This is a genomic window from Nocardia vermiculata NBRC 100427 (assembly GCF_001613265.1).
GTDB lineage: Bacteria > Actinomycetota > Actinomycetes > Mycobacteriales > Mycobacteriaceae > Nocardia > Nocardia vermiculata.
Genome location: NZ_BDCA01000014.1, coordinates 113,539 through 134,566, shown reverse-complemented (window position 1 = coordinate 134,566; position 21,028 = coordinate 113,539). Strand labels below are relative to the sequence as shown.

At 68.6% G+C, this 21,028-nt stretch carries 22 protein-coding genes; 10 read left to right on the top strand and 12 right to left on the bottom strand.

Annotated elements, in window-relative coordinates; genetic code table 11:
- Positions 1-230: 230 nt before the first annotated feature.
- On the top strand, positions 231-1,850 hold the full coding sequence (gene fadD8, locus NV2_RS16215) for a fatty-acid--CoA ligase FadD8 (RefSeq protein WP_067874585.1): 1,620 nt from the start codon (positions 231-233) through the stop codon (positions 1,848-1,850).
- Here the strand turns inward: fadD8 and NV2_RS16210 are convergent.
- A complete protein-coding gene (locus NV2_RS16210) occupies positions 1,847-2,434 on the bottom strand; it encodes an Rv1733c family protein (RefSeq protein ID WP_157102927.1) in 588 nt (195 codons plus the stop codon). The two genes, fadD8 and NV2_RS16210, sit on opposite strands and share 4 nt — an antisense overlap.
- 88 nt (positions 2,435-2,522) lie before the next feature.
- Positions 2,523-2,891, bottom strand: a complete 369-nt coding sequence (locus NV2_RS16205; protein WP_067874366.1) for a hypothetical protein — start codon at positions 2,889-2,891, stop codon at positions 2,523-2,525.
- A 128-nt stretch (positions 2,892-3,019) separates the two neighbouring features.
- On the opposite strand from NV2_RS16205, the gene NV2_RS16200 reads away from it, so the two are divergent.
- From NV2_RS16200 to NV2_RS16190, 3 genes are all read left to right on the top strand, one after another.
- Positions 3,020-4,210, top strand: coding sequence for an alcohol dehydrogenase catalytic domain-containing protein (locus NV2_RS16200; RefSeq protein WP_067874364.1), 1,191 nt, complete (start codon positions 3,020-3,022; stop codon positions 4,208-4,210).
- Positions 4,211-4,326: 116 nt separating this feature from the next.
- Positions 4,327-4,527, top strand: coding sequence for a hypothetical protein (locus tag NV2_RS16195; protein ID WP_067874362.1), 201 nt, complete (start codon positions 4,327-4,329; stop codon positions 4,525-4,527).
- A gap of 308 nt (positions 4,528-4,835) precedes the next feature.
- Complete coding sequence (locus tag NV2_RS16190; protein ID WP_067874358.1) at positions 4,836-5,441, top strand: sigma-70 family RNA polymerase sigma factor; 606 nt, start codon at positions 4,836-4,838, stop codon at positions 5,439-5,441.
- 28 nt (positions 5,442-5,469) lie between these two features.
- Here NV2_RS16190 and NV2_RS16185 read toward each other — a convergent pair whose 3' ends face one another.
- On the bottom strand, positions 5,470-5,889 hold the full coding sequence (locus NV2_RS16185) for a nitroreductase/quinone reductase family protein (protein ID WP_067874355.1): 420 nt from the start codon (positions 5,887-5,889) through the stop codon (positions 5,470-5,472).
- A 133-nt stretch (positions 5,890-6,022) separates the two neighbouring features.
- Here NV2_RS16185 and NV2_RS16180 point away from each other — a divergent pair, with 133 nt between their 5' ends.
- Positions 6,023-8,743 carry a helix-turn-helix transcriptional regulator gene (locus NV2_RS16180; protein ID WP_067874352.1) on the top strand — a complete coding sequence of 907 codons (2,721 nt, stop codon included), beginning with the start codon at positions 6,023-6,025 and terminating at the stop codon, positions 8,741-8,743.
- A gap of 29 nt (positions 8,744-8,772) precedes the next feature.
- On the opposite strand, the gene NV2_RS16175 is transcribed toward NV2_RS16180, so the two are convergent.
- From NV2_RS16175 to NV2_RS16160, 4 genes are all read right to left on the bottom strand, one after another.
- Positions 8,773-10,203 carry an MFS transporter gene (locus tag NV2_RS16175; protein ID WP_067874349.1) on the bottom strand — a complete coding sequence of 477 codons (1,431 nt, stop codon included), beginning with the start codon at positions 10,201-10,203 and terminating at the stop codon, positions 8,773-8,775.
- 44 nt (positions 10,204-10,247) lie between these two features.
- The gene (locus NV2_RS16170; protein ID WP_067874339.1) at positions 10,248-11,063 is read right to left on the bottom strand and encodes an alpha/beta fold hydrolase; all 816 of its coding nucleotides are present in this window, start codon (positions 11,061-11,063) and stop codon (positions 10,248-10,250) included.
- A 65-nt stretch (positions 11,064-11,128) separates the two neighbouring features.
- A complete protein-coding gene (locus NV2_RS16165; RefSeq protein ID WP_245662621.1) occupies positions 11,129-11,632 on the bottom strand; it encodes a DUF4232 domain-containing protein in 504 nt (167 codons plus the stop codon).
- 103 nt (positions 11,633-11,735) lie between these two features.
- On the bottom strand, positions 11,736-12,203 hold the full coding sequence (locus NV2_RS16160; RefSeq protein WP_067874331.1) for an SRPBCC family protein: 468 nt from the start codon (positions 12,201-12,203) through the stop codon (positions 11,736-11,738).
- Positions 12,204-12,364: 161 nt separating this feature from the next.
- On the opposite strand from NV2_RS16160, the gene NV2_RS16155 reads away from it, so the two are divergent.
- Both NV2_RS16155 and NV2_RS16150 read left to right on the top strand, forming a co-directional pair.
- Positions 12,365-13,861, top strand: coding sequence for an acyl-CoA carboxylase subunit beta (locus NV2_RS16155; RefSeq protein ID WP_067874328.1), 1,497 nt, complete (start codon positions 12,365-12,367; stop codon positions 13,859-13,861).
- A 99-nt stretch (positions 13,862-13,960) separates the two neighbouring features.
- The gene (locus tag NV2_RS16150) at positions 13,961-14,887 is read left to right on the top strand and encodes a cyclase family protein (RefSeq protein WP_067874326.1); all 927 of its coding nucleotides are present in this window, start codon (positions 13,961-13,963) and stop codon (positions 14,885-14,887) included.
- A 31-nt stretch (positions 14,888-14,918) separates the two neighbouring features.
- On the opposite strand, the gene NV2_RS16145 is transcribed toward NV2_RS16150, so the two are convergent.
- On the bottom strand, positions 14,919-16,022 hold the full coding sequence (locus NV2_RS16145; protein WP_245662631.1) for a TIGR03857 family LLM class F420-dependent oxidoreductase: 1,104 nt from the start codon (positions 16,020-16,022) through the stop codon (positions 14,919-14,921).
- Positions 16,023-16,227: 205 nt separating this feature from the next.
- Here NV2_RS16145 and NV2_RS16140 point away from each other — a divergent pair, with 205 nt between their 5' ends.
- Positions 16,228-16,641: a phage holin family protein gene (locus NV2_RS16140; RefSeq protein ID WP_067874581.1), complete on the top strand. Its 414-nt coding sequence runs from the start codon at positions 16,228-16,230 to the stop codon at positions 16,639-16,641.
- On the top strand, positions 16,638-16,901 hold the full coding sequence (locus NV2_RS16135; RefSeq protein WP_067874323.1) for a DUF3618 domain-containing protein: 264 nt from the start codon (positions 16,638-16,640) through the stop codon (positions 16,899-16,901). The genes NV2_RS16140 and NV2_RS16135 overlap by 4 nt, the downstream gene beginning before the upstream one ends.
- A gap of 48 nt (positions 16,902-16,949) precedes the next feature.
- Here NV2_RS16135 and NV2_RS16130 read toward each other — a convergent pair whose 3' ends face one another.
- The 3 genes from NV2_RS16130 to NV2_RS16120 form a co-directional block, all read right to left on the bottom strand.
- On the bottom strand, positions 16,950-17,759 hold the full coding sequence (locus NV2_RS16130; protein ID WP_067874321.1) for a PIG-L family deacetylase: 810 nt from the start codon (positions 17,757-17,759) through the stop codon (positions 16,950-16,952).
- Positions 17,760-17,864: 105 nt separating this feature from the next.
- The gene (locus tag NV2_RS16125; RefSeq protein WP_067874317.1) at positions 17,865-18,326 is read right to left on the bottom strand and encodes a DUF8821 family protein; all 462 of its coding nucleotides are present in this window, start codon (positions 18,324-18,326) and stop codon (positions 17,865-17,867) included.
- Positions 18,327-18,423: 97 nt separating this feature from the next.
- Positions 18,424-19,038 (bottom strand): class I SAM-dependent methyltransferase, encoded by a 615-nt coding sequence (locus tag NV2_RS16120; RefSeq protein ID WP_067874314.1) that lies wholly within the window; start codon positions 19,036-19,038, stop codon positions 18,424-18,426.
- A gap of 147 nt (positions 19,039-19,185) precedes the next feature.
- Between NV2_RS16120 and NV2_RS16115 the strand changes: the two genes are divergently transcribed.
- Positions 19,186-19,974 carry an alpha/beta fold hydrolase gene (locus NV2_RS16115; protein ID WP_067874311.1) on the top strand — a complete coding sequence of 263 codons (789 nt, stop codon included), beginning with the start codon at positions 19,186-19,188 and terminating at the stop codon, positions 19,972-19,974.
- Here the strand turns inward: NV2_RS16115 and NV2_RS16110 are convergent.
- Positions 19,968-20,732 (bottom strand): helix-turn-helix transcriptional regulator, encoded by a 765-nt coding sequence (locus NV2_RS16110; protein ID WP_067874307.1) that lies wholly within the window; start codon positions 20,730-20,732, stop codon positions 19,968-19,970. The genes NV2_RS16115 and NV2_RS16110 overlap by 7 nt on opposite strands.
- Between the last annotated feature and the right edge of the window lie 296 nt (positions 20,733-21,028).

The window sequence follows — 21,028 nt, the reverse complement described above, 5'->3', positions numbered from 1 at the left end:
GTTCGTGGTCTGCCCGGTAACCGCCCCCATCTTGCTCGAGGTCCGAACAACTGTCCAGACCTCGGCGGCGACAGCTGTCCGGCCGGTGCGGGTTCATTCGGTCCGATATCTGGAACGTGTTCTAATTCGCGTGGTAGCGTCGCATCGATAGGACGTGCCGTGACCACCGTCACCGGATGGGTAACCGGTGGCGCGGGACGGGCACACCGGATTCACGAGGATCGGAGATCATGGCCGAAACAGCAACAACCACAGTGGATCCCGCAACCCGGCTGCGGTTGCCGACGCACAACGGCCACACCCTGCTGGCAAGTCTGCGCAGGCATCGGCGGGAACCGGTCATGACACTCGGAGAGACGGTGCTCACCGGCGGCGATGTGCTCGACAACGTCAGCCGCTACATATCCGCCTTCGCCGCGCACGGTGTCGAGGCCGGCACTCCGAGCGGCCTGCTGGCACTCAATCGCCCCGAGGTGCTGTTCATCCTCGGCGCGGGCCAGATCGCGGGACATCGGCGCACCGCGCTGCACCCGATGGGCGGCCTCGACGACCATGCGCACGTCCTCACCGACGCCGGGATCACCAATCTGGTGATCGATCCGCAGCCTGCCTTCGTACAGCGGGCGCGAGACCTGGTCGACCGGGTGCCCGAGCTGAAACGCGTCCTGGTGCTGGGGCCGGTGCCGGAGGAACTGGCCGATGTCGGCGTCGACCTGATCGCCGCGGCGGCCGAGTTCAGTCCGCAGCCGATCGAAGCGGTCGATCTGGCGCCCACCGACGTCATCTCCATCAGCTACACCGGTGGCACCACCGGAAAGCCGAAGGGCGTCATCGGAACCGCCGCCACCATGGCCACGATGACGCAGATCCAGCTCTCGGAATGGGAGTGGCCCAAGCGTCCTCGCTTCCTGATCTGCACCCCGCTCTCGCATGCCGGTGCGGCATTCTTCCTGCCGGTGGTCGTGCTCGGCGGCCAGTGTGTGGTGCTGCCCCGCTTCGACGCCGGCGAGGTGCTGCGCGCCATCGAGGAACATCGCATCACCTCGACGATGCTGGTGCCGTCCATGCTGTACGCGCTGCTCGACCATCCCGATATCGACAAGCGGGACCTGTCGTCGCTGGAAACCGTCTACTACGGTGCCTCGTCGATCGATCCGGCCCGGCTCACCCAGGCGATCGACCGCTTCGGCCCGATCTTCGCCCAGTACTACGGGCAGTCCGAGGCGCCGATGGCGATCAGTTATCTGGGCAAGCACGAGCACGACGAGGCCCGCCTGACCTCCTGTGGCCGGCCGTCGGTCGCGCTGCGCACCGCGCTGCTGGGACCGGACGGACAGCGGGTCGAGCGGGGCGAGGCCGGTGAGGTCTGTGTGTCGGGACCGCTGCTGGCGGGCGGATATCTGAATCTGCCGGAAGTCACCGCGGAGACCTTCCACGACGGCTGGTTGCACACCGGTGATCTGGCGCGTGAGGACTCCGACGGGTTCTGGCACATCGTCGGACGCACCAAGGACATGATCGTGACCGGCGGCTTCAACGTGTTCCCGCGTGAGGTCGAGGACGTGGTCGGTGCACATCCGAAGGTGACCGGGGTGGCGGTCGTCGGTGTCGCGGATCCCCGCTGGGGCGAGGCCGTCACCGCGGTGGTCGTGCTGACGCCGGGGACCGCGGACGATCCCGATGCGGTCGCGACGGTGATCGACGAGATCGGGCAGGAGGTCAAGCGTCGCAAGGGTTCGGTGCAGGCACCCAAGCATGTGATCGTCGTCGACGAACTGCCGCTGACGGGTCTGGGCAAGATCGACAAGAAGGCGGTGCGGGTGCGCGCCGAGGCCGAACTGGCCGGCTAGATTCCGACCCCCGGTTCCAGCTGCCGCCACTCGCGCCCCCATTCGGTGGCGCGGTGGCGGTCCAGGCCGTAGCCGGTGGCCCGGGCCAGTACGTAGGCCAGACCCCAGCAGGCGAGCAGTACCGCGATCCCCGTGGCGATCCCCGAGGCCACGGCAGCATCGTCGGCAACCGGTGGGCCGGTGACGGTGCCGCCGGGCGCCAGCCACACGGTGACCTGCTCTCCCGGTACGGCGGTCTCGACGACGTCCACCGTCGCGCGGTGCTGCTGCCCGTCCCGGATCCACTGCGCCTCGGCCTGCATCTGATCGGCGTACATCCCGGTCGGTGCGGGGGTCCGCACCGGATCGGTGACGATGACCGCGGGGACGGGTGTCTTGGCGGCGTTCTCGGCCCGGATGCGCGCCGCGTCGGTCTGCTGCTGGTGCATTCCCGCGACCACGGCCACCGCGATCGCGGCCACCGCCAGTAGTAGCAGCACCAAGCGCAGCGCATGCTCGAACCGGTCGGCGCGGCGCATCAACGGCGAGCGGGCGCACGGAGCGATACGCCCCGCTCGCAGCACCTTCGAGGTCGTACGCACCATCTCATCTCCCACCATGACCGGCAGTCGCGGACGCGTTACAGTCGTGACAATACCCCTTATCCCGATCCGGTCCGGGCACGGGAAAGAATCAGTCCGGACGCGGAAAATAGGAATCGTCGTCGTCGGATTCGCGGCGCACGATCTCCTCGACCGCTTCGGAGTCGCTGTCGCCGGTGGGCGAATCGGTGCGCACCGTATCCACGCCCTCGGCCGGCCCGGTCTCGGGAAGGCCCGGCTCCGCAGTCGGCGCTGCGCCGGTGTCGGGTTCCTCCTCGGCCAGTCGCTGGGCCAGCGGTCGTTCGCTGCGTTGCCCGCGCGCGGTCATGCCGTAACTGTCGGCGCCGGACCAGTCGTCGGGCGGTTCGACGACATCGTCACCGTCGGAGTTGCCGACATCGTCGGAATCGAGGCCCTCGGTCGCGTCGAGCAGCTCCTCGTCGGATTCGTTCGAAGTCATGTGGATCGCGTGCCCCCGAACACTCGTCGCAAACACTTGCGCGGCACCGGCCGCCGTTTGGTCCACCGGAGCGCGGGTAGCTCGACGATGGCCGTATCCGGCAGCAACGCAGAGTCGAGGTGGCAGTGATGAAAGCAGTGACCTGGCAGGGCCGCCGGAACGTCTCGGTGGACGAGGTGCCGGACCCACGGATCCAGGAGCCGACCGATGCGATCATCGCGGTGAGCTCCTCCGGTCTGTGCGGATCGGATCTGCACCTCTACGAGGTGCTCGGGCCGTATATGAGTGCGGGTGACATCCTGGGGCACGAACCGATCGGGGTGGTGGTGGAAGTCGGCGCCGAGGTTCGGTCGCTGGCGGTCGGGGACCGGGTGGTGGTGCCCTTCCAGATCGCGTGCGGGCACTGCGTGATGTGCGAGTCGGGGTTGCCGACCCAGTGCGAAACGACCCAGGTCCGCGAATACGGCAGCGGCGCCGCTTTGTTCGGCTATTCGAAGTTGTACGGCCAGGTGCCGGGGGCGCAGGCGCAGTATCTGCGAGTTCCGCACGCCGACTTCACCCACATCTCGATCCCCGCGGGTCCCGACGACAGCCGCTTCCTGTACCTGTCGGACGTGCTGCCGACGGCATGGCAGGCGGTGGAGTACGCCGGTGTGCCCGACGGAGGTTCGCTGGTGGTGCTGGGGCTGGGGCCCATCGGTGACATGGCCTGCCGGATCGGCGCGCATCGCGGGTATCGGGTGATCGGCGTGGACCGGGTGCCCGAGCGGTTGCGCCGGGTGTCCGAGCGCGGTATCGAGACGGTGGATTCGGCGGCGATCGGAGACGCCACGATCGGGGACGTGATTCGTGACCGGACCGACGGACGCGGGCCCGACAGTGTCGTCGATGCCGTAGGGATGGAAGCACACGGGTCCCCGGTGGCGGAGTTCGCGCAGCGGGCGGCCGGCTATCTGCCCGACTCGATCTCCGAGCGCCTGCTCGACACGGCCGCGGTGGACCGGCTCGCGGCCCTCGACAGCGCGATCGATATCGTGCGCCGGGGTGGCACGATATCGCTGTCCGGCGTATACGGGGGCATGATGGATCCACTGCCGATGCGCATCCTGTTCGACAAGCAGATCCAGCTGCGGATGGGCCAGGCCAACGTCAAGCGCTGGGTCGGAGATCTCCTGCCGCTGCTCGCGGACGGAGATCCGCTGGGCGTGGAAAGCTTTGCCACTCACCGCCTTCCGTTGTCCTCGGCCCCGCGCGCCTATCGGGATTTCCAGCGCAAGGCCGACGGCATGGTGAAGGTGGTACTCGATCCGGCGGCATGAGATTCGCCGGTGATTTCGATGCATAGCTCCGGGCGCCTCGGGTAGTGCGCAGTTGTGGCCGGACGGGTTTCCGGTCGCAACCGACGAACGAGCTACGACTGCGAAGGAGGTTCGTCATGGCAGACCCGAACAATGCAGGTCAGTTCGGTAATCGCAATGACACCGAGGAGCAGGCGCGTCGGGGTGGTCAGGCCAGCACCGGCAGCTTCGGCGAGAGCAACGCTGCCGATCCGCAGGCCGCCGGGCGTAAGGGAGCACAGGCCCAGCCGACCGCGGCCAAGCAGGCCGGCGGTGAGCACAGTCACAGCGGAAGCTGAGCGAGAACCGGACATGGTCTCGACGGGTGCGAATCGGATCGCATTGATCCGGTTCGCACTTCCCGTTTGGGGGGTTTGCCTGGTCTCTCGATTTTTTTCGTCCTGCGTGGTTAACATCGAGTTACAAGCTTCCGATGATCCCCATGCCGTCGCCGCGAGACGGCCCCGGGCGCGATGATTCCGCCCGGAAGGGATAAAGCTAGCGGACACGAGCATCGACGCTCGGCGTTACTCCACTGGCGGTCCGGCGACGAGGCCGGGTACAGCCGCCGATCCTCGACGATCTGCGAGACGAAAAACGGTGTGCGATGGAGATCGAACAGCGTTCCCCCGAAAGACGTTCCACTGTCACAGCGGCAGAGCTGGCTGTTCTGCTGCACGAGTCTGCGGAAGGGAATGCCGATTCCTTCGCCGCCTTCTACCGCAGTACCAACACCCGCCTGATGGCGCGGTTGGTCACCATTCTGCGCAGTCCGGTCCTGGCACAGGAGGTCTGCCAGGAGGTGTATCTGCAGGCGTGGACAGCGGCGGGTGACTACGACGCCGACCGCGCCAGCCCGATGGGCTGGCTGCTGATGTTCGCCCATCGGCGCGCTGTCGACCGGGTCCGGTCCGAACAGTCCCAAGCGGACCGGGAACGCGTCTTCGGCCGCGGCCAGTACCAGCGTGACCGTGACGTGGTCTTCGACGAGGTGACTCAGCACCTGGACGAGTTGTCGGTCGCGGGTGAGGTACACCGGCTGGGGGAGCGGCAGCGCGAGGCGATTCTGCTGGCCTTCTACGGCGGGCGCAGCTATCCGGAGGTCGCGCGCGACCTGGGCATCCCCCTGCCCACCGCGAAGGCGCGCATCCGGGCGGGGCTGCGGACCCTGGGCTCCCGGCTCTCGGCGCCCCAGCGGGAAGGCAGCCACTGATGCCCGCCCGCCGGGGCCGCCCGAAGCGTCATGCGCGCCGGATCGAGACCACCGGGATCGTGCGGATGCCCTCGGTCTTGCGGGCGTAGTCGGCGAAGCCCGGATAGCGACGGGCCTGCTCGGCGTAGATCCGATCGCGCCGATCGCCGTGGACCTCGGCGGCTGTCACCGCATACCGTTCGGTCCCGCGCTCGATCTCCGCGGTGGCTGCCGTGGTCAGGTTGTAGTACCAGTCCGGATGCGTCGGCGCCCCGGCCTTCGAGGCGAAGACGTAGACGGTATCGGGGTCCTCCTCGTCGGGCAGGTACATCATGGGCGTGACCAGCTGCCGTCCCGATTTGCGGCCCCGATGGTGCAGCAACAGCATGGGGGCACCCTCGAAATTGCCACCGACACGGCCTTCGTTCGCGCGAAACTCGTCGATGATCGCGGTATTCCAGTCGCTCATCCGGCGATTGTCGCGCTGTTTTCACCGCCGCGCCCGCAGGCGCGCTGGACGGGGCGAGCTGCCGTCCGAGCGCTCCCGGCGGTGCGGGGCGGTGTGCGATGATCGGTGCGATGTGCGGGATCGGCGAGGCGTCATGAACGAGTTGTACGGGCGCGCCGGTGAAATCGCGGTAATCGAGGCGGTGCTGGAGCAGGCTCGCGCCGGACAGAGTGGCTGGCTGGTGCTGCGCGGCGATCCGGGCATCGGTAAGACCGCGCTGCTCGACCACACCGCACTGACTGCCCCCGATCTCCGGGTGCTGCGTGGGGCGGGAATCGAGGTCGAGGCGGAGCTCCCCTTCGCCGGCCTGCACATGCTGCTGCGCCCGGCGCTGGGCACACTGCCGGCGCTGGCATCGCGCCAGCGTGCGGCCCTGGAATCGGCGCTACGCCTGGGGGACGACGACACCGCCGACGATGTCATGATGGTCGGCCTCGCAGTGCTGTCCCTGCTCACCGAATACGCCGGCGACGACGGGCTGCTGTGCCTGATCGACGATGCGCAATGGCTCGACCGTGCCTCGTTGGACGCGATTCTGTTCGCCGCCCGCAGGTTGTACGCCGAGGGCATCGCGATCATCCTCGCCGCCCGCGACGGGGCAGGCTTCGCACCGGCCGCCGACCTGCCCGAATGCCGTCTGGCCGGCCTGGACCCGGCTGCTGCCGCGGCGCTCGCCGACCGGCGCGACCTGCCCGCGGCGATGCGCCGCCGGCTGCTCGACCAGGCATGCGGTAACCCTCTGGCACTGCTCGAGCTCGCCGATATGGGAGCCGACGAGCCCGGTGGGCCACCGGCGCTGACCCACCGGCTGCAACAGGCGTTCCACGGCCGGATCGGCCGCATGCCCGAACCCACCCGGGACCTGCTGCTGGTGGTCGCCGCCGAAGAATCCGGCGACCCGGCGACAGTGCTGCGCGCAGCAGCCGAACTCGGCGCGGGAATCGACGATCTGGCACCGGCGGAAGCGGACGGGCTGCTCGTTCGCGGCGACACCCTCGCATTGCGCCATCCGCTGATCCGGGCCGCGATCTACCAGGGCGCTGCGCGCGGCCGCCGGTTGGCGGTGCATCGTGCCCTGGCCGCCGTACTCGACGGCCCCGCCGACGCCGACCGGCAGGCCTGGCATGCCGCTGCCGCCACCACGGGCACCGATGCCGGTGTCGCGGCCGCACTGGAAGACACGGCGTCGCGGGCGCTGGCACGGCACGGCCACGAGGCCGCCGCCGCGGCCTACGAGCGTGCCGCACAGCTGACCGCCGATCCGGCGCGGCGCGCGCACCGCGAAGCCCTGGCGGCCCAGTCCGCGCTGGATGCCGGCGATACGGAGCGCGCGGCGGCACTGGCGCAACGCGCCGCGGCGCGTCCCGGCCCGGCCGCTGATGTGGCCGCTCGCCTCGCCCATGTGGAAGGTCTCGCGCACTTCTGGCAGGGCCGATTCCAGGACGCCGACCGGTTGCTGCGCGCGGGCGCCGCACCGATCGCCGAGTCCGATCCCGTGCTGGCGACCGCGATGCTCGTCCAGGCCCTGCACACCGGCTGGTACCTGGGCTCGGACCAGTTGGCGCGGACGCTGGAGCAGCTGCGGGCGGTACCGCTGCCCGAGACCGAGCCGATGGCCCCGATCGTCGATTTCATCGCGCGGATTCTGAGTGATGGTGCCGGCGCGGGCCCGCCGCCGGATCTCGGCGATACCGTCGAACGCAGCGAGCGGCTCGGCAGCATTCCCGATCGCGTGAAGCTGCTGCTGTGCGGTGTGGGCGCCACCAGCGGGCAGGATGCCGCAGCACACGAACTGGCGGTCCGTCTCATCCGCGACTACCGGACCGGCGGCGCGGCCGGGCGGCTGCCGACGGCCATGTTCTTCGCCGCCGAGGGGGAGGTGTTCACCGGTCGCCTCCGCGACGCGCGGACCACCGCGACCGAAGCACTCGGCTTGGCCCGCGATCTCGGTCAGCAACAGTGGGTGAGCCAGTTGCACAGCGTGCTGGCACGGATCTACGCCGCCGACGGTGACGAGGAGCAGTGCCGCCGGCATGCCGAGGCCGGGCTGGCCGACAGCACGCCGGGGGCGGTGTCGCCGGGGGCCGCGTGGGCGCACTGGGCACTCGGCGTGCTGGAACTCGGCCACGGCCGCGCCGAGCCCGCGCTCGCCCGGCTGGAGCGCCTGACCCGCGATCCGCTGCGCCATCATCTGTGCGCGATGCGGTCGATCCCGGATCTGGTCGAGGCGGCGGTGCGGGTCGGCGCGGCTGAGCGGGGCGTCGCGGAGGTCGACCGGCTCGACGAGTGGGCCGCGCGGACGGGCCGGCCGTGGGCCGAGGCACTGGTGTTGCGTTGCCGGGCGCTGCTGGCTGCCGACGACGAGGCCGAAAAACTCTATGTGCGGGCGTTGGCGCTGCACGACCGGGAGGCCCGGCCGGTGGAATACGCCCGTACCGCGCAGCTCTACGGGGAATGGCTGCGGCGGGCGCGCCGCAAGAGCGAGGCCCGCACCCTGCTGGGCGACGCGCTGGAGATGTTCTCCGAGATCGGAATGCGGCCGTGGGCCGAGCGCGCCCGCAGTGAACTCGTCGCCACCGGAGCGGCGCCGAACGGTGGCGCCACGCCGCAATCGCAGCGCCGCAATGTATCCGGGCTCACCCCGCAGGAGTTGCAGATCTCCCGTCTGGCTGCGCGGGGGTTGTCCAACCGGGAGATCGCGGCGCAGCTGTTCCTCAGTCATCGCACCGTCGGTTATCACCTCTACAAGGCGTATCCGAAGCTCGGGGTGGCCTCCCGAGGTGAACTGAAAACACTTGCCGATCAACTGGATTGACCTCCGACGGGAATCACCGGGTACGACGATCAGAGCCCGGTGCGCCGGGGGAGCAGTTGTACGAGCGCCGCGGTGAGCAGGCACAGCAGTGTCATCGCAAGCAAGCTGACCGCGAACGCGCCGGCGAATCCGGCGTGTGCACCGAGCTGCTGATAGAACACCAACCCCACCAGCGCCACTCCGAGCGCACTGCCCAGCTGCTGCGCGGTGGCGAGTACTCCACCGGCCGCTGCGGCGTGCTCGGGTGTCACCGAGGCCAGCACTATGCCCGGCAGCGGGACCAGCGCCAGGCCCATTCCGGCGCCTACGACGAGCATCGCCGGGACCAGTGCGAGTACCGGGCCGGCGGTGTCCAGCTCGTGCACGATGAGCGCCACCAGTAGGTATCCGGCGGCCTGCAGTACCGCACCCACCGCGACGACCTGGCGTCCCAGCCGGGCCGTCAGCCGTGACGACAGCAGCGAGGTGAGCAGATACGGTGCGCCGAGTGCCAGGAACAGCAGGCCCGACCCGAGCGCCGACAGCTGTCGCCCCTGTTGCAGGTACAGCGCGAGGAACAGGAAGAACGACGCCATGGTCATCTGATAGCCGAGTGCGATCACGGTGCCGATCGCGAAGGAGCGCTCGCCGAACAGTGCCGGGTTCACCAGTGGGGCACCGTCGCGGTGCGCCAGCCGACGCTGATAGCCGGCGAAGACCGCGATCAGCACTACCGATAGCGTGAGTGACACCCAGGTCCACAGTGGCCAGCCCTGTTCACGGCCCTGGATCAGCGGCAGAATCCCGGTGGTGAGCGCGGCGCACACCAGACCTGCTCCGGTCAGGTCGAGGCGGGTGCCGCCGACACCGCGTGAGCCGGGCACCAGCCGGGTGAGTACGGCGAGTACCAGCACACCCACCGGCACATTGATCCAGAAGATGGTGCGCCAGCCCAGTCCGAACAGGTCGGCCTGGATCAGCACCCCGCCGATCAACTGACCGAAGACCGCGGCCAGACCCATCGTCAGGCCGTAGGCGGCGAAGGCGCGGGTGCGCCGGGCGCCGCTGAACACCACGCTGATCAGGCCCAGGACCTGCGGTGTCAGCAGCGCCATCCCGGCACCTTGCGCGATCCGCGCGGCGATCAGAGCGCCCGGCCCGCCGGCCACCGCGCAGATCACCGAGGCGAGCGTGAACACCGCCATCCCGATGCCGTAGAGCCGGCGACGGCCGTAGAGATCGCCGAGCCGGCCGGCGGTGATCAGGCCGGCCGCGACGGCGAGACTGTATCCGGCGACCACCCATTGCATGGCCGCGCTACCGGCGTGCAGATCGGCCTGGGTGTCCGGCACAGCGACATTGACGATGAAGAAGTCGAGGGTGACCATGAAGGTCCCGGCGAGCAGGACGAGCAGGGTGGCCCATTCGGGTGCCGAAGACGATCGGGTGTGCGGGGTGGGGGACAGAGTGGGAGCCGACATGACGATCCCTTCGCGGTGATATCGGGTAGGGGAGCGAAAGTCGTTCAGCCCTTGATGAATTCGAGCAGATCGTTGTTCAGTTCGGCCGCATGGGAGGTGTAGAGACCATGGCCGCCGGTCGGATATTCGCGATACGTCGCACCCGGCACGAGTTCGGCGGTGCGGCGTCCGGTGACCTCGACCGGAGCCGAGAAGTCGATCGCGCCGTGCACGATCAGAGCCGGAACAGTGAGGGCGCGCAACGCGTCCCGGCTGTCGCAGTGGAACACCGCTTCCTGCATACGCAGGGTGGCCCACGGTGCGGTCGACATGCACTGCCGGTAGGTGGCGTCGAGCTGTTCGGGTGAGACACCGGGATTGAGGTGGCTGTTGAAGTACACCTGGGTCTGGCGGGCCATCCAGCGGCCGCGGTCGGTGCGCACGCTGTCGAGCAGTGCGTCGAGCATCGCCTCCGCGATGCCGCCCGGATTGTCGTCGGTGGCCTTCATGAACGGCAGGATCGCGGAGACGAATGCCACCCGGGCGACGCGGCCGGCGCCGTGGCGGGCGAGACAGTGCGCGATTTCCGCACCGCCGGTGGAATGCCCGACCAGGGTGGCCTCGCGCAGGTCCAGGTGGTCGAGCAGGGCACCGAGATCGTCTGCGGTGGTGGCGATGTCGTAGCCGGTGGCCGGACGATCGGAGCGGCCGTGGCCACGGCGGTCCAGCGCGATGCAGCGGTAGCCGCGGTCGGTGAAGAAGGGGATCTGATACTCCCACATCTCCGTGTTCAGCATCGCGCCGGCGACGAAGACGATCGGTTCGCCGGTGCCGTAGTCCTCGTAGGCGAGGGTGGTTCCGTCTGTGGTCGTGAAGTTCATGACCACAAAGTTATGGAGTTGCGGGTACCGGGGAATCTGTCGTCGTTAGGTACTTTCGACCTGGATCAGGCGGGTCGCAAAGGGCCGATATAGGTACCCGGGTGGGTGGCGCCGTCCTGGCGCGCGACGCTGCCGGCCTGCGGCCAGGGCACCTGCACCTGGGTGGTGGTATCGGGCGGGGTCACCACGATGGTGCTCGGTGTCCACCCGTCCGGACCGTCCGCCAAGTAGGTGAGTTCGCTGCTCACCGCGGCGCCCGGAGCCACCTCCACGGGGGCGAAACCCGCGTCCTGACGGGGCAGCGAATAGGTGGGCCCGAAGGTCGGATCGTCCGGCCCCGCCAGGTCGACGCCCGGATACCCCTGCACCAGGCAGCTGCTCGGGGACGTATTGGTGAGCACGATGCGCAGCGTGTTCTGCCCGTCGGGTGTGGGCGCTTCGTCCTGCTGGGTGGTCGCATTCAACATCTCGGCCGCACAGACCGGTGGCTGCGCGGAACCGATCGCCGGCACCGCGAACATTGCCGGCATCGTGGCGGCCGCGATCACCATCGCTCGCCTGGTCCTCACCGTCGGACTCCTTCCGCACACCACGTCGATCGGGAATCTTTCCTCCGACGGTAGGCGATTCGGAGCCTCACGACGAATCGAGGGCCCGTGCCCCGCGCCTCCGCTACCGGTGCTCGGTGGTCCGGGCGAGGATGCCGAGGGTGGCGCGCAGGCCCGACTCCGGAATGATCGGGAAGATGCCCGCCTCGCGGTATGCGGGCGCGATGTGGCTCCAGTCGTAATACGACGTCACCAGAGTGCCGACCTCGCTGGGTTCCAGACGGTAGCCGTAGTGGTGGCCCAGCGGCGGCTGAACGGTGCCCGAGATCGTCCATTCGATGTGCGTATTCGGCTCGTATGCGGTGATGATCACCGTGACGTCGTATTTGCCCATCGGGAAGTCGTTGAGAGATTCGCGGTCCATATGCACCACGAACTGGTCGCCGACAGCGCCGACCGACTCGCCGTCGGCGGACTGCAGCATCCCCGAGCTGTCGATGGTGACGTGCCCGGCGGGCGAGCACAGCACTGCGAAAATATCTGCCGGTGAAGCCGCGATCTGGCGCCGGACTTCGAACCGTTCCTCACTCATGCGATCACCTTTGCACACCGGGCCCGCATTGTCGTCCGGCGTGCCGGTCGTGAGGGGCGTCGCAGCCGTGGATCGCTCCGAGTCCCGGGCGGTACCAGCGTATTTGCCGACCAGTGGAAGCCGAGCGAGCCGCCGCCCGGCCTACCGCGCAGGATGGACCCATGGGCGATGCGGACTCCTGGGACGACACGCTGCGCGATCTCGAGCGTCGGCGGGCGCGGGCGCGGGCGATGGGAGGCCCGCAGCGGGTCGCGGCGCACCGCGACGCAGGCGGACTCGATGCCCGCGAGCGAATCACGCGCCTGCTCGATCCGGGGTCTTTTCAGGAATTCGGCACCCTGGTCGGTGGCGAGATCGCCGCCGACGCCATCGTCACCGGGGCGGGAACGATCGACGGGGCACCGGTGCTGGTGGGCGCCGAGGACTTCACCACCCTGGCCGGCAGCATCGCGCCGGGCAGCAATTCCAAGCGCTACCGCCTGGCCGAACTAGCGCTGCGCAACCGGGTGCCGCTGGTGATGCTGCTGGAGGGGGCAGGCTACCGGCCGTCCGGCAAGCATTCCGGCCGCAATCCCACGGACCTGCTGGCCCAGGCCCGGTGTTCGGGGAAGGTGCCGATGGTGACCGCCGTACTGGGGCCCTCGGCCGGCCACGGTGCGCTGATCGCCCCGGTCTCGGACTTCGCGATCATGAGCCGCCGGGGCGCGATCTTCACTGCCGGACCCCCGGTGGTGAAAGCGTCCACCGGAGAGGATGTTTCGAAGGAGGACCTCGGCGGGCCGGACGTCGCGCTGCCCAGCGGGCTGATCCACAATCTCGCCGACACCGACGAAGCCGCCCTCGACGAGATCCGGCGCTACCTGTCGTATCTGCCCTCCAGTGCGTGGTCCTATCCCGCTGCGCTGGAAACGGATTCGTCCGCCGATGCGCGGCGCACCCCGGAGTTGACGGCGATCGTGTCCCGGGACAACCGGCGTACCTACGATATGCGTGCGGTGCTGGACGTCGTTTTCGACAGTCCCGACTGGTTCGAGGTGCAGCCCGGGTTCGGGCAGGCGATCATCTGCGCACTGGCCCGTCTCGGGGGACACCCGGTGGCCGTGGTCGCCAATCAGCCGCAGGTGCTGGCCGGCTCCATCGATGCCGACGCCGCGGACAAGGCAGCGCATTTCATCACCGTCGCCGATTCGTTCCACCTCCCGATCGTGTTCCTGGCAGACAATCCGGGGATGCTTCCGGGCAGTGCGTCCGAGCGGGATGCGGTGCTGCGCAGCGGGGCCCGCATGTTCGTCGCCCAGACCACGGCGACGACGGTGAAACTACATCTGACCCTGCGCAAGGCCTACGGATTCGGGTCGATGGTGATGTCGCTGTTGAGCTTCGACGGTCAATCGGGGACTTTCGCCTATCCGGGAGCGACGATGGGGGCGATGAGCGCCGCGGCGCTGAGCGATGCCTCCCATGCCGGGCGCGACGTCGCCGAATCGCTGCGGGAGCTGGAACTGCAGGCCTCCTACGACTGGGCGGAACGGATGGGCTTCGACGAGCTCATCGGCCCGGAGGAGACACGTGACGCGCTGCTGGGGGCATTGCGGCGCGGGCTGTCCGCCCGGCAGCTTCCCGCGCAGCCGGTCGCGCGCACCGCGATAGTGCCCTGAGTGCGGTGCGGACCGGCCGGTGCTCCGGACGTGTTGTGCAGTCCGGTCGGTGGGAGCAGGGATTGGCAAGCACCATCGGGATCGGTAACTTGCACCGGTATGCCTGATCTGACAGCTTTCCGCGACATCGCTGCGCGCGTGAACAACTGGGGACGCTGGGGCGCCGAGGACGAGATCGGGACGCTCAACCTCATCACCGACGAGGTGGTGCGGGAGGCGGTGGCGACGGTGCGCACCGGTCAGCGGGTCGCACTGGCGCTGCCGCTGCAGCAGCGTGGGGTGCAGACCGGCCTGGTACCCGGCCGGGTGAATCCACTGCACACGATGGTCGCGGTGAACTGGGAACTGTTCGGTCCCGGATTCGCGGCGACCAGCGACGATTCGGTGACGATGGGTCTGCAGGCGGGCACGCACTGGGACGGGCTCGGTCACGTCTCGCACAGCGGGCACATCTACAACGGCCGGCCCGCCGAATCGATCACCGCACATCGCGGTGCGAAATTCAGCGGGATCGAGACGGTGCCCCACATCGTTTCGCGGGGCGTGCTGCTCGACGTCGCGCGGGCGCACGGGGTGGCCCGGCTGGCCGGTGACCATGCCGTCACGCCGGAAGATCTCGACGCCGCCGAGGAACTGGCCGGGGTGCGGGTGCGAGCCGGGGACGTGGTGCTCGTGCGGACCGGGCAGATGAGCCTGTATCTGGCCGGTGATCGGGACGGATACGGCGCGCCCTCGCCGGGACTGTCGATGCGTTGCCCCGAATGGTTCCACGCTCGCGATGTCGCCGCGGTCGCGACCGATACGCTCCCGTTCGAGATCTGCCCACCCGAGGTGGAGAACCTGTGGCTGGTGGTCCACGCGTTGCATCTGGTCGAGATGGGCATGCTGCAAGGGCAGAACTGGAACCTCGAGGAGTTGTCGACGCGGTGTGCTGCCGAGGGGCGCTCCGAATTCCTGCTGTCGGCGATGCCGGAGCCGTTCGTGGGTGCGACGGGTACCCCGGTTGCGCCGGTCGCGATCTTCTAGACCGGACCGCCCGGGGTGGTGCAGGTAAAAACTATTGGGGTGCAGCGCTTCCCGGGTTGACGGGCAGATCGGGGAGTCGAGGGCGGATGCGCCGGTAGGCGGCGAGGGTGGGGGCGAGTTCCGCCGGGGTGGCGCCGTGCAGGATGACCGAGTCGACGCCGAGCGTGAATTGCCGGGCCACCGCAGTGGCGCAGTCCGCCGCGGAGCCGGTGGCGCAATCGCGGACCCACGCCTCGGGAATCAGGCTGGACAGCTCGCGCAGTTCGGCGGTCGTGGCGGTGGCGTCGATGGCTCCGCGGGCCGAGGTGAACGCCGTACCGGCCCGCACCCGGTCCAGATCCTTGCGGTGCCAGCCGTTGGCGTTCAGCAGCGCATCCGGATAGCCCTGCAAATAGGTCGCCAGCCGCCCGTAGAGGCGACGCAACTGTTCTGCTTCGGAGTGCCGTTCATCGACTGTGGCCAGCACCGACCAGATCCGCACGGCCGCCGGATCGCGCCCGGCCCGTTCGGCTGCCGTGCGCACGGTGTCGACAGCGGCTGCGGTGGCCTCGTCGCCGAGGAAGGTGTGCAGCACCACCGCATCGCAGTGCCGTCCGGCGAGTTCGAGGGTGCGAGCGCCCATCGTCGCCACCAGAACCGGTGGGGGACAGGTCAATTCCACGCCGAGATGCAGGATCGGATACGACCCGATGTCGCCGTCGTGCCCGATGATCGTTTCCCCGCCCCACAGCCGGCGCAGCACATCGATGAATTCGGTGAGGTGCGCACCGGTCACCGTGGGCAGGCCGAGTATCTGCCATTGCGCGGTGATCCCGCGCCCCAGCCCGAGCGTGAACCGGCCCCCGCTGAGCTCGGCGAGGGTCGCACCCATGGTGGCTGTCACCAACGGATGACGCGTGTGGTGATTGGTGGCCGCGGTAGCGATGCCCAGCCGCGGTGCGGCCGCGGCGAGAGCGCCCGACAACACCGCCGCATCCTTGACGTTGAACCGTTCGGAGACGAATGCGGCACCCAGCCCGATCCGTTCGGCCTCGCGCGCCTCGGCAACGAGATCCGCCGGCCGGACGGGGTGGCGCGACAACGTGTAATACCCGAGCTCGGTGAGCATTCCGGCGTTCGGATCCGATGATGTCATCACGGCCTCGGAGTGTCGATCGGAGCGTTCGCCGTATTGTAGACATAAGTCTGGACAACAGTCCACGCTTATCGGCCGTGGCAGCGGCCGTCCACGGAGGTATCAGCGGGGCAATCGCGGGTATTGCGAGGGTGACCGGTTTTCGGCGGTTCTGCGCAGGTACGCGGGCCGCCGACACGATCGGCGCTCACAGGAGGTGATCGGAATGTCGCACACGATCGACGGCCGGTCGGCGGATACCGCGTCGGTGGCCGAATTGGTGGGTACCACTGCCGAGCAGTTGAGCCGGCTCGTGCGGGAGGAAGCGAAACTGGCGGCCGCGGAGGCACAGGGCAAGGCCAAGCGCCTCGGTGCGGGCGCCGGGCTGGTAGCGGTGGCCGCGGTGCTGGCGCTGCTGGCGGCGGGTGCGCTGGTCGCGGCGGCGATCGCGGCGCTGGCGCAGGTCCTGCCGGTGTGGGCGGCGGCCCTTGTCGTGGTGGGTGGGCTGGTGCTGATTGCCGCGCTGGTGGGGCTGCTGGGGTGGATGAGTATCCGCCGGGCGACGCCGCCGATACCGGAGCAGGCGGCGGCGAGCCTGCGCCAGGACATGGCCGTGATCAAGAACAGGAGCCGACGATGAACATTCCCACCGATCCCGAGGCGCTGCGCTACGACCGTGACCTCACGCGCGCCGAGCTGGGCAGGACCATCGAGGCGCTGAGTCACAAGCTCGACGTGCCCGCCCGCACTCGCGACCGGCTCCGTCGCGGCACGCACGCGGCGCAGGACAATGCCGACCGGGCCACTCAGGTGGCCAAGCAGGTGCCACTCCCTGCCTTCGGCCTCGTCTTGGTCGCGGTCGTGGCGATGATCTGGGTGCTACGCAAGCGATCTTCGTGAGGCCCGCCCCGTAGAACGGGGAGTGAGCAGTGCAGGTGGCACCGCTGGTCAGCGGAGGCCGGTGAACAGGTCGGTCTCGTGGGCGGGTGCGTCGGTGCGGTCGAAGTGCCGGACGAAGGTTTCGGTAGAGAAGATCATCTGTTGTACATCCGCCGGCATCCGCAGAAACGGCACGCTGTCGCCCTGGCTGCCGTGGGCCGCCAGTGCTTTGATCTTGCGTTGTGTGTAGGCCGCGACATCGACGACCGCGGTGATCCGGTCGGCCGGGGTACCGAAGTCCTCCGGTGGTTCGAAATCGACCAGGCCTCTCGCCTTCAAGGCCTCGAACATCTCGAGTGAGCTCTCGCGGGGGATGGCGGTGTAGTACAGCTTGTCCGGTATCTCGGTGGCCGCCGTCGCCGCCAGTGCGATGCGATTGGCCTGAATATGGTCGGGATGCCCGTAATTGCCGTTCTCGTCGTAGGTCAGGACCACCTGGGGGCGATAGTGCCGCATCAGATCGGCGAGCCGGGTGGCCGACTGTTCGACGGGGATGTTCCAGAACGCCTCGGGGTCCTTGTTGCCGTCCCAGCCGTCCATCCCCGAATCGCGATAGCCGAGCAGCTCGACGTGCTCGATTCCCAGCAGCGCCGCCGACTCCTGCAATTCGGAGAGTCGTTGCGCGCGTACCGCATTCGGATCATGCCCCGATTGCCCGGGTTTGATGCCGCCGGGGGCGTCGCCCTGCTCGCCGCCCGTGCAGGTCACCAGGACCGTCCGGATGCCCTCCCCGGCGTACCGTGCGAAAACCCCTCCGGTACTGATGACTTCGTCGTCGGGATGGGCGTGTACGGCCATGATGGTCAGTTGGTCGGTCATCGGTCCCCGTCTGTCTGTGCTCGGCGATACGGTGCTCTCACTCTACGAAGCAACACCGACACCGTGGCCAGTGATTCCGCTGCCGGCAGAATCCGGGGGCGAGCCTCAGTACTGGTTCTTGATGACGAAGTAGGAGCCGCGGATGGTGCCCGCCAGCTTCGACTTCTGCCGGGCGAACTTGAATGCGGACAGCTCGTCCGGGATCTCCATCCCGTCCGACAGCTTGAAGCCGACCGCTCGTTTGCCGCCGTCCTCGATCGAGTACATGACGTTGATCGCCAAGCCGTCCTCGTAGAAGACGTAGTCGAAGCGGAGGCCGTCCACCTGGAACGACGTTGCCTCGAGCGGACGGGCCGAGATGACGATGTCCCGTTCGCGCTCGAGGATCCGGCCGACCCGCTCGAGTGTCGGCGCGGCGTCCGCGGCGGCCTCCACGGTGAAGGTGTGGTTGTACTTGTTGCGGAAGTAGCGCGCCTCGTTGGCGCGCAGACCCGCCAGCGCGGGCGCCACCGGCGACGATTGCAGACCTTCGGTCGAGACGGTGTCGAAGTCGACGGTGTAGGTCATATGAACTCCTCAGCGCGGGCAATGGCATCGACGTCGTGCAGGGGCCGAACCGGAACGCTCCGAACCGGACTCTACCGGTGCCTGCCCGGCTGATCCGTCAACTCGCGCGCGAGAAGATCGCGACCAGGAAATCGGACTCGTCGGTGAACGGGCGCAGATCCCACGTCGACAAGCGCAGCTCCAGCCTGAGTCCTGCCTGTTCGGCATCGGCCAGGAACTGCGGGAATTCGTAACCGCGATCCGCACCGAACCCGACGACCGCGCGGCCCTCCGGGCCCAGATGCCGGGCGAATCCGGACAGCACCGCGGTACGGGTGGAGGGGGCGAGGAAGGTGACCACATTCCCGGCGCAGACGATGGCGTCGAACTCGGCGGCGATCCCGCGTCCCGGCAGATCCAGCTCCGCGAGGTCGCCGACCAGCCAGGTCGGGCCGGGATGGTCCTGCTCCGCCGCGGCGATCAACACCGGGTCGACGTCCACACCGACCACCGTGTGCCCGGCGCGATGCAGATAGCCACCCACGCGTCCCGGACCGCAGCCGGCGTCGAGCACTCGGCTGCCGCGACCCAGCATGGCGTCGACCAGCCGCGCCTCGCCGACGATATCGGCCCCTTCGGCGGCCATGGTCCGGAACCGCTCCACGTACCACGTCGAATGCGAAGGGTCGGCGGCGGTGATCTCCTCCCACTGGCTGGGGGTGCGTCCGCTCATGGTGTGTTTCCTCCTGACTCGGGCCTCTGCGCACGACTGTGCCACCGCCGCACCCACAGTGGGCGCGCGGCCCGATGGCGGCGATCGAATTAGAACGTGTTACTGCTACGTTGGGCAGGGGATCACCCGAGAGGAAGGCGTTTCGTCGTGCCGTACACAACCTCGGCCGGAGCGAAGGTTCACTACAGCGACACCGGCGGCCCCGGACCGGTCGTCCTGCTGGGGCACGGCTTCTTCCTGGATCGGCAGATGTTCGAGGCGCAAGCGGCCGCGCTCGCCCCGCACTACCGCGTGGTATCGGTCGACGCGCGAGGCCACGGCCTGACCGAGGACGACGGGACACCGTTCAGCTATTGGGATCTGGCCCGCGACGGCTGGTCGGTGCTCGACGCGCTCGGTGTCGACCGTGCCGTCGTCGGCGGCATGTCGCAGGGTGGTTTCACAGCACTGCGCATGGGCCTGTTACAGCCGCGGCGGGTGGACGGGCTCATCCTGGTAGGCACCTCGGCACAGGCCTACACCACCGAGCAGAAGGTCGGCTATCGCGAGATCATGGAGACCTGGATGGGGACGACACCGCTGGCGCCGCTGGCCAAGACGATGGCTTCGGTGATGATCGGCGGCACCCGCGACGACCAGCAGCCGTGGATCGACAAGTGGGTGAACGGAGACCGCACCCGGCTCGGTCTCGCTGCGGATTGCCTGATCAACCGGGAAACGATCACCGAGATGCTCGGCGCCGTCACCTGCCCGGCGACGCTGATCCGCGGAGTGAGCGATCAAGCGTTCAGCAACGAGGAGATGCTCGCGCTGGCCGAGGCGCTGGGCGGTACGGCAACCCTGCACAACGTTGCCGGTGCCACGCACGCGGTCAACATCACCCACGCACCAGAGGTGAATGCGATCCTGCGGCAGTTTCTCGACGAAATCTACTGAGCCGCAGCGATATCGGTCAGTAGACAGACGAGAACCCGGGTAGCGCGGTTGGTTTCGACCGTGCGGAACTGCTGCAGGTGTGCGCTGTACACGGCGCCGGTGCGGGGATTGCGAAGGCGCACCAGGGGATCCGGTCGCGCGACCTCGATGCGTCCGGAAGTCCACAGCCGGTGAAAATCGGGGTGTTCGGCCAGGTGCCCGATCAACGATCGTAGCCGCTGCGGATCGGGTGGCCGGGCCGCGTAGTGCCGCAGCCCGGCCACGGCTGCTGCCGCCTCGTGTTCCCAGTGTTCGAGAACCAGCCGGGCGTGCGGGTCGTGGAACAACCACTGCAGCATGTTCCCGGCCCTGTGCAAGCCGGGAAATGCCGGCTCGAGCGCGTCGTTGGCCGACAGAATGTCGAATCGGTCGTTCACTACGGCCGCCGGATGAGGTGCGAGCGCGTCGAGGGTCTGCCGCAGCACCGACTCGGATCTCGGATTGTCGGCGCGCGCGGGCGCGCTGTGTCCGGCGAGCCGGTAGAGGTGGCTCAGTTCGTCGTCGTCGAGTGCGAGCGCCGCGCCGAGCGCGTCCACCACGGCGGGGCTGGGATGCAGGGCCTCGCCCTGTTCGATCTTGGCGATATAGCCGATGCTGGTATGCACCGCCGTAGCCAGCTGCTGCCTGGTCGAACCGGTCGGGGCCGCTGCGGTGGGCCGCTTTCGGGCGGTGCGCACGAAAGCGGCCAGATCGGGCAGTCGCACGCCGTTGCCGTTCACTCGTCGCCCCTCCGATGCCGACGCGCAGGTACGCATCGGTCCCAGTAGTACCACTGATCAGTGGTACTACTCGCCAGGGGGTGGGCAGAAGCCGGGGACGGCCGAGTTTTGCCTCCGTGTCACCCCGGTTGGTGGCATGCCGGTAGTGGTCGGACCGAGCGTGTATCGGAGGGGAAGGCTCGGTCCGACCGCCACGATGCCGGCGCATGACGATAACGGTCGCTCGGTCACGAATGCGCCGGATCACCGCTGACCGGGATGTGCCCGGCTCGGCGGTGGCAACGTTGCTGTTCACA

Coding starts and splice junctions, on each gene's coding strand:
- fadD8 (WP_067874585.1), top strand. CDS start 231: ATGGCCGAAACAGCAACAACCACAGTGGATCCCGCAACCCGGCTGCGG.
- NV2_RS16210 (WP_157102927.1), bottom strand. CDS start 2,434: ATGGTGCGTACGACCTCGAAGGTGCTGCGAGCGGGGCGTATCGCTCCG.
- NV2_RS16205 (WP_067874366.1), bottom strand. CDS start 2,891: ATGACTTCGAACGAATCCGACGAGGAGCTGCTCGACGCGACCGAGGGC.
- NV2_RS16200 (WP_067874364.1), top strand. CDS start 3,020: ATGAAAGCAGTGACCTGGCAGGGCCGCCGGAACGTCTCGGTGGACGAG.
- NV2_RS16195 (WP_067874362.1), top strand. CDS start 4,327: ATGGCAGACCCGAACAATGCAGGTCAGTTCGGTAATCGCAATGACACC.
- NV2_RS16190 (WP_067874358.1), top strand. CDS start 4,836: ATGGAGATCGAACAGCGTTCCCCCGAAAGACGTTCCACTGTCACAGCG.
- NV2_RS16185 (WP_067874355.1), bottom strand. CDS start 5,889: ATGAGCGACTGGAATACCGCGATCATCGACGAGTTTCGCGCGAACGAA.
- NV2_RS16180 (WP_067874352.1), top strand. CDS start 6,023: ATGAACGAGTTGTACGGGCGCGCCGGTGAAATCGCGGTAATCGAGGCG.
- NV2_RS16175 (WP_067874349.1), bottom strand. CDS start 10,203: ATGTCGGCTCCCACTCTGTCCCCCACCCCGCACACCCGATCGTCTTCG.
- NV2_RS16170 (WP_067874339.1), bottom strand. CDS start 11,063: ATGAACTTCACGACCACAGACGGAACCACCCTCGCCTACGAGGACTAC.
- NV2_RS16160 (WP_067874331.1), bottom strand. CDS start 12,203: ATGAGTGAGGAACGGTTCGAAGTCCGGCGCCAGATCGCGGCTTCACCG.
- NV2_RS16155 (WP_067874328.1), top strand. CDS start 12,365: ATGGGCGATGCGGACTCCTGGGACGACACGCTGCGCGATCTCGAGCGT.
- NV2_RS16150 (WP_067874326.1), top strand. CDS start 13,961: ATGCCTGATCTGACAGCTTTCCGCGACATCGCTGCGCGCGTGAACAAC.
- NV2_RS16145 (WP_245662631.1), bottom strand. CDS start 16,022: ATGACATCATCGGATCCGAACGCCGGAATGCTCACCGAGCTCGGGTAT.
- NV2_RS16140 (WP_067874581.1), top strand. CDS start 16,228: ATGTCGCACACGATCGACGGCCGGTCGGCGGATACCGCGTCGGTGGCC.
- NV2_RS16135 (WP_067874323.1), top strand. CDS start 16,638: ATGAACATTCCCACCGATCCCGAGGCGCTGCGCTACGACCGTGACCTC.
- NV2_RS16130 (WP_067874321.1), bottom strand. CDS start 17,759: ATGACCGACCAACTGACCATCATGGCCGTACACGCCCATCCCGACGAC.
- NV2_RS16125 (WP_067874317.1), bottom strand. CDS start 18,326: ATGACCTACACCGTCGACTTCGACACCGTCTCGACCGAAGGTCTGCAA.
- NV2_RS16120 (WP_067874314.1), bottom strand. CDS start 19,038: ATGAGCGGACGCACCCCCAGCCAGTGGGAGGAGATCACCGCCGCCGAC.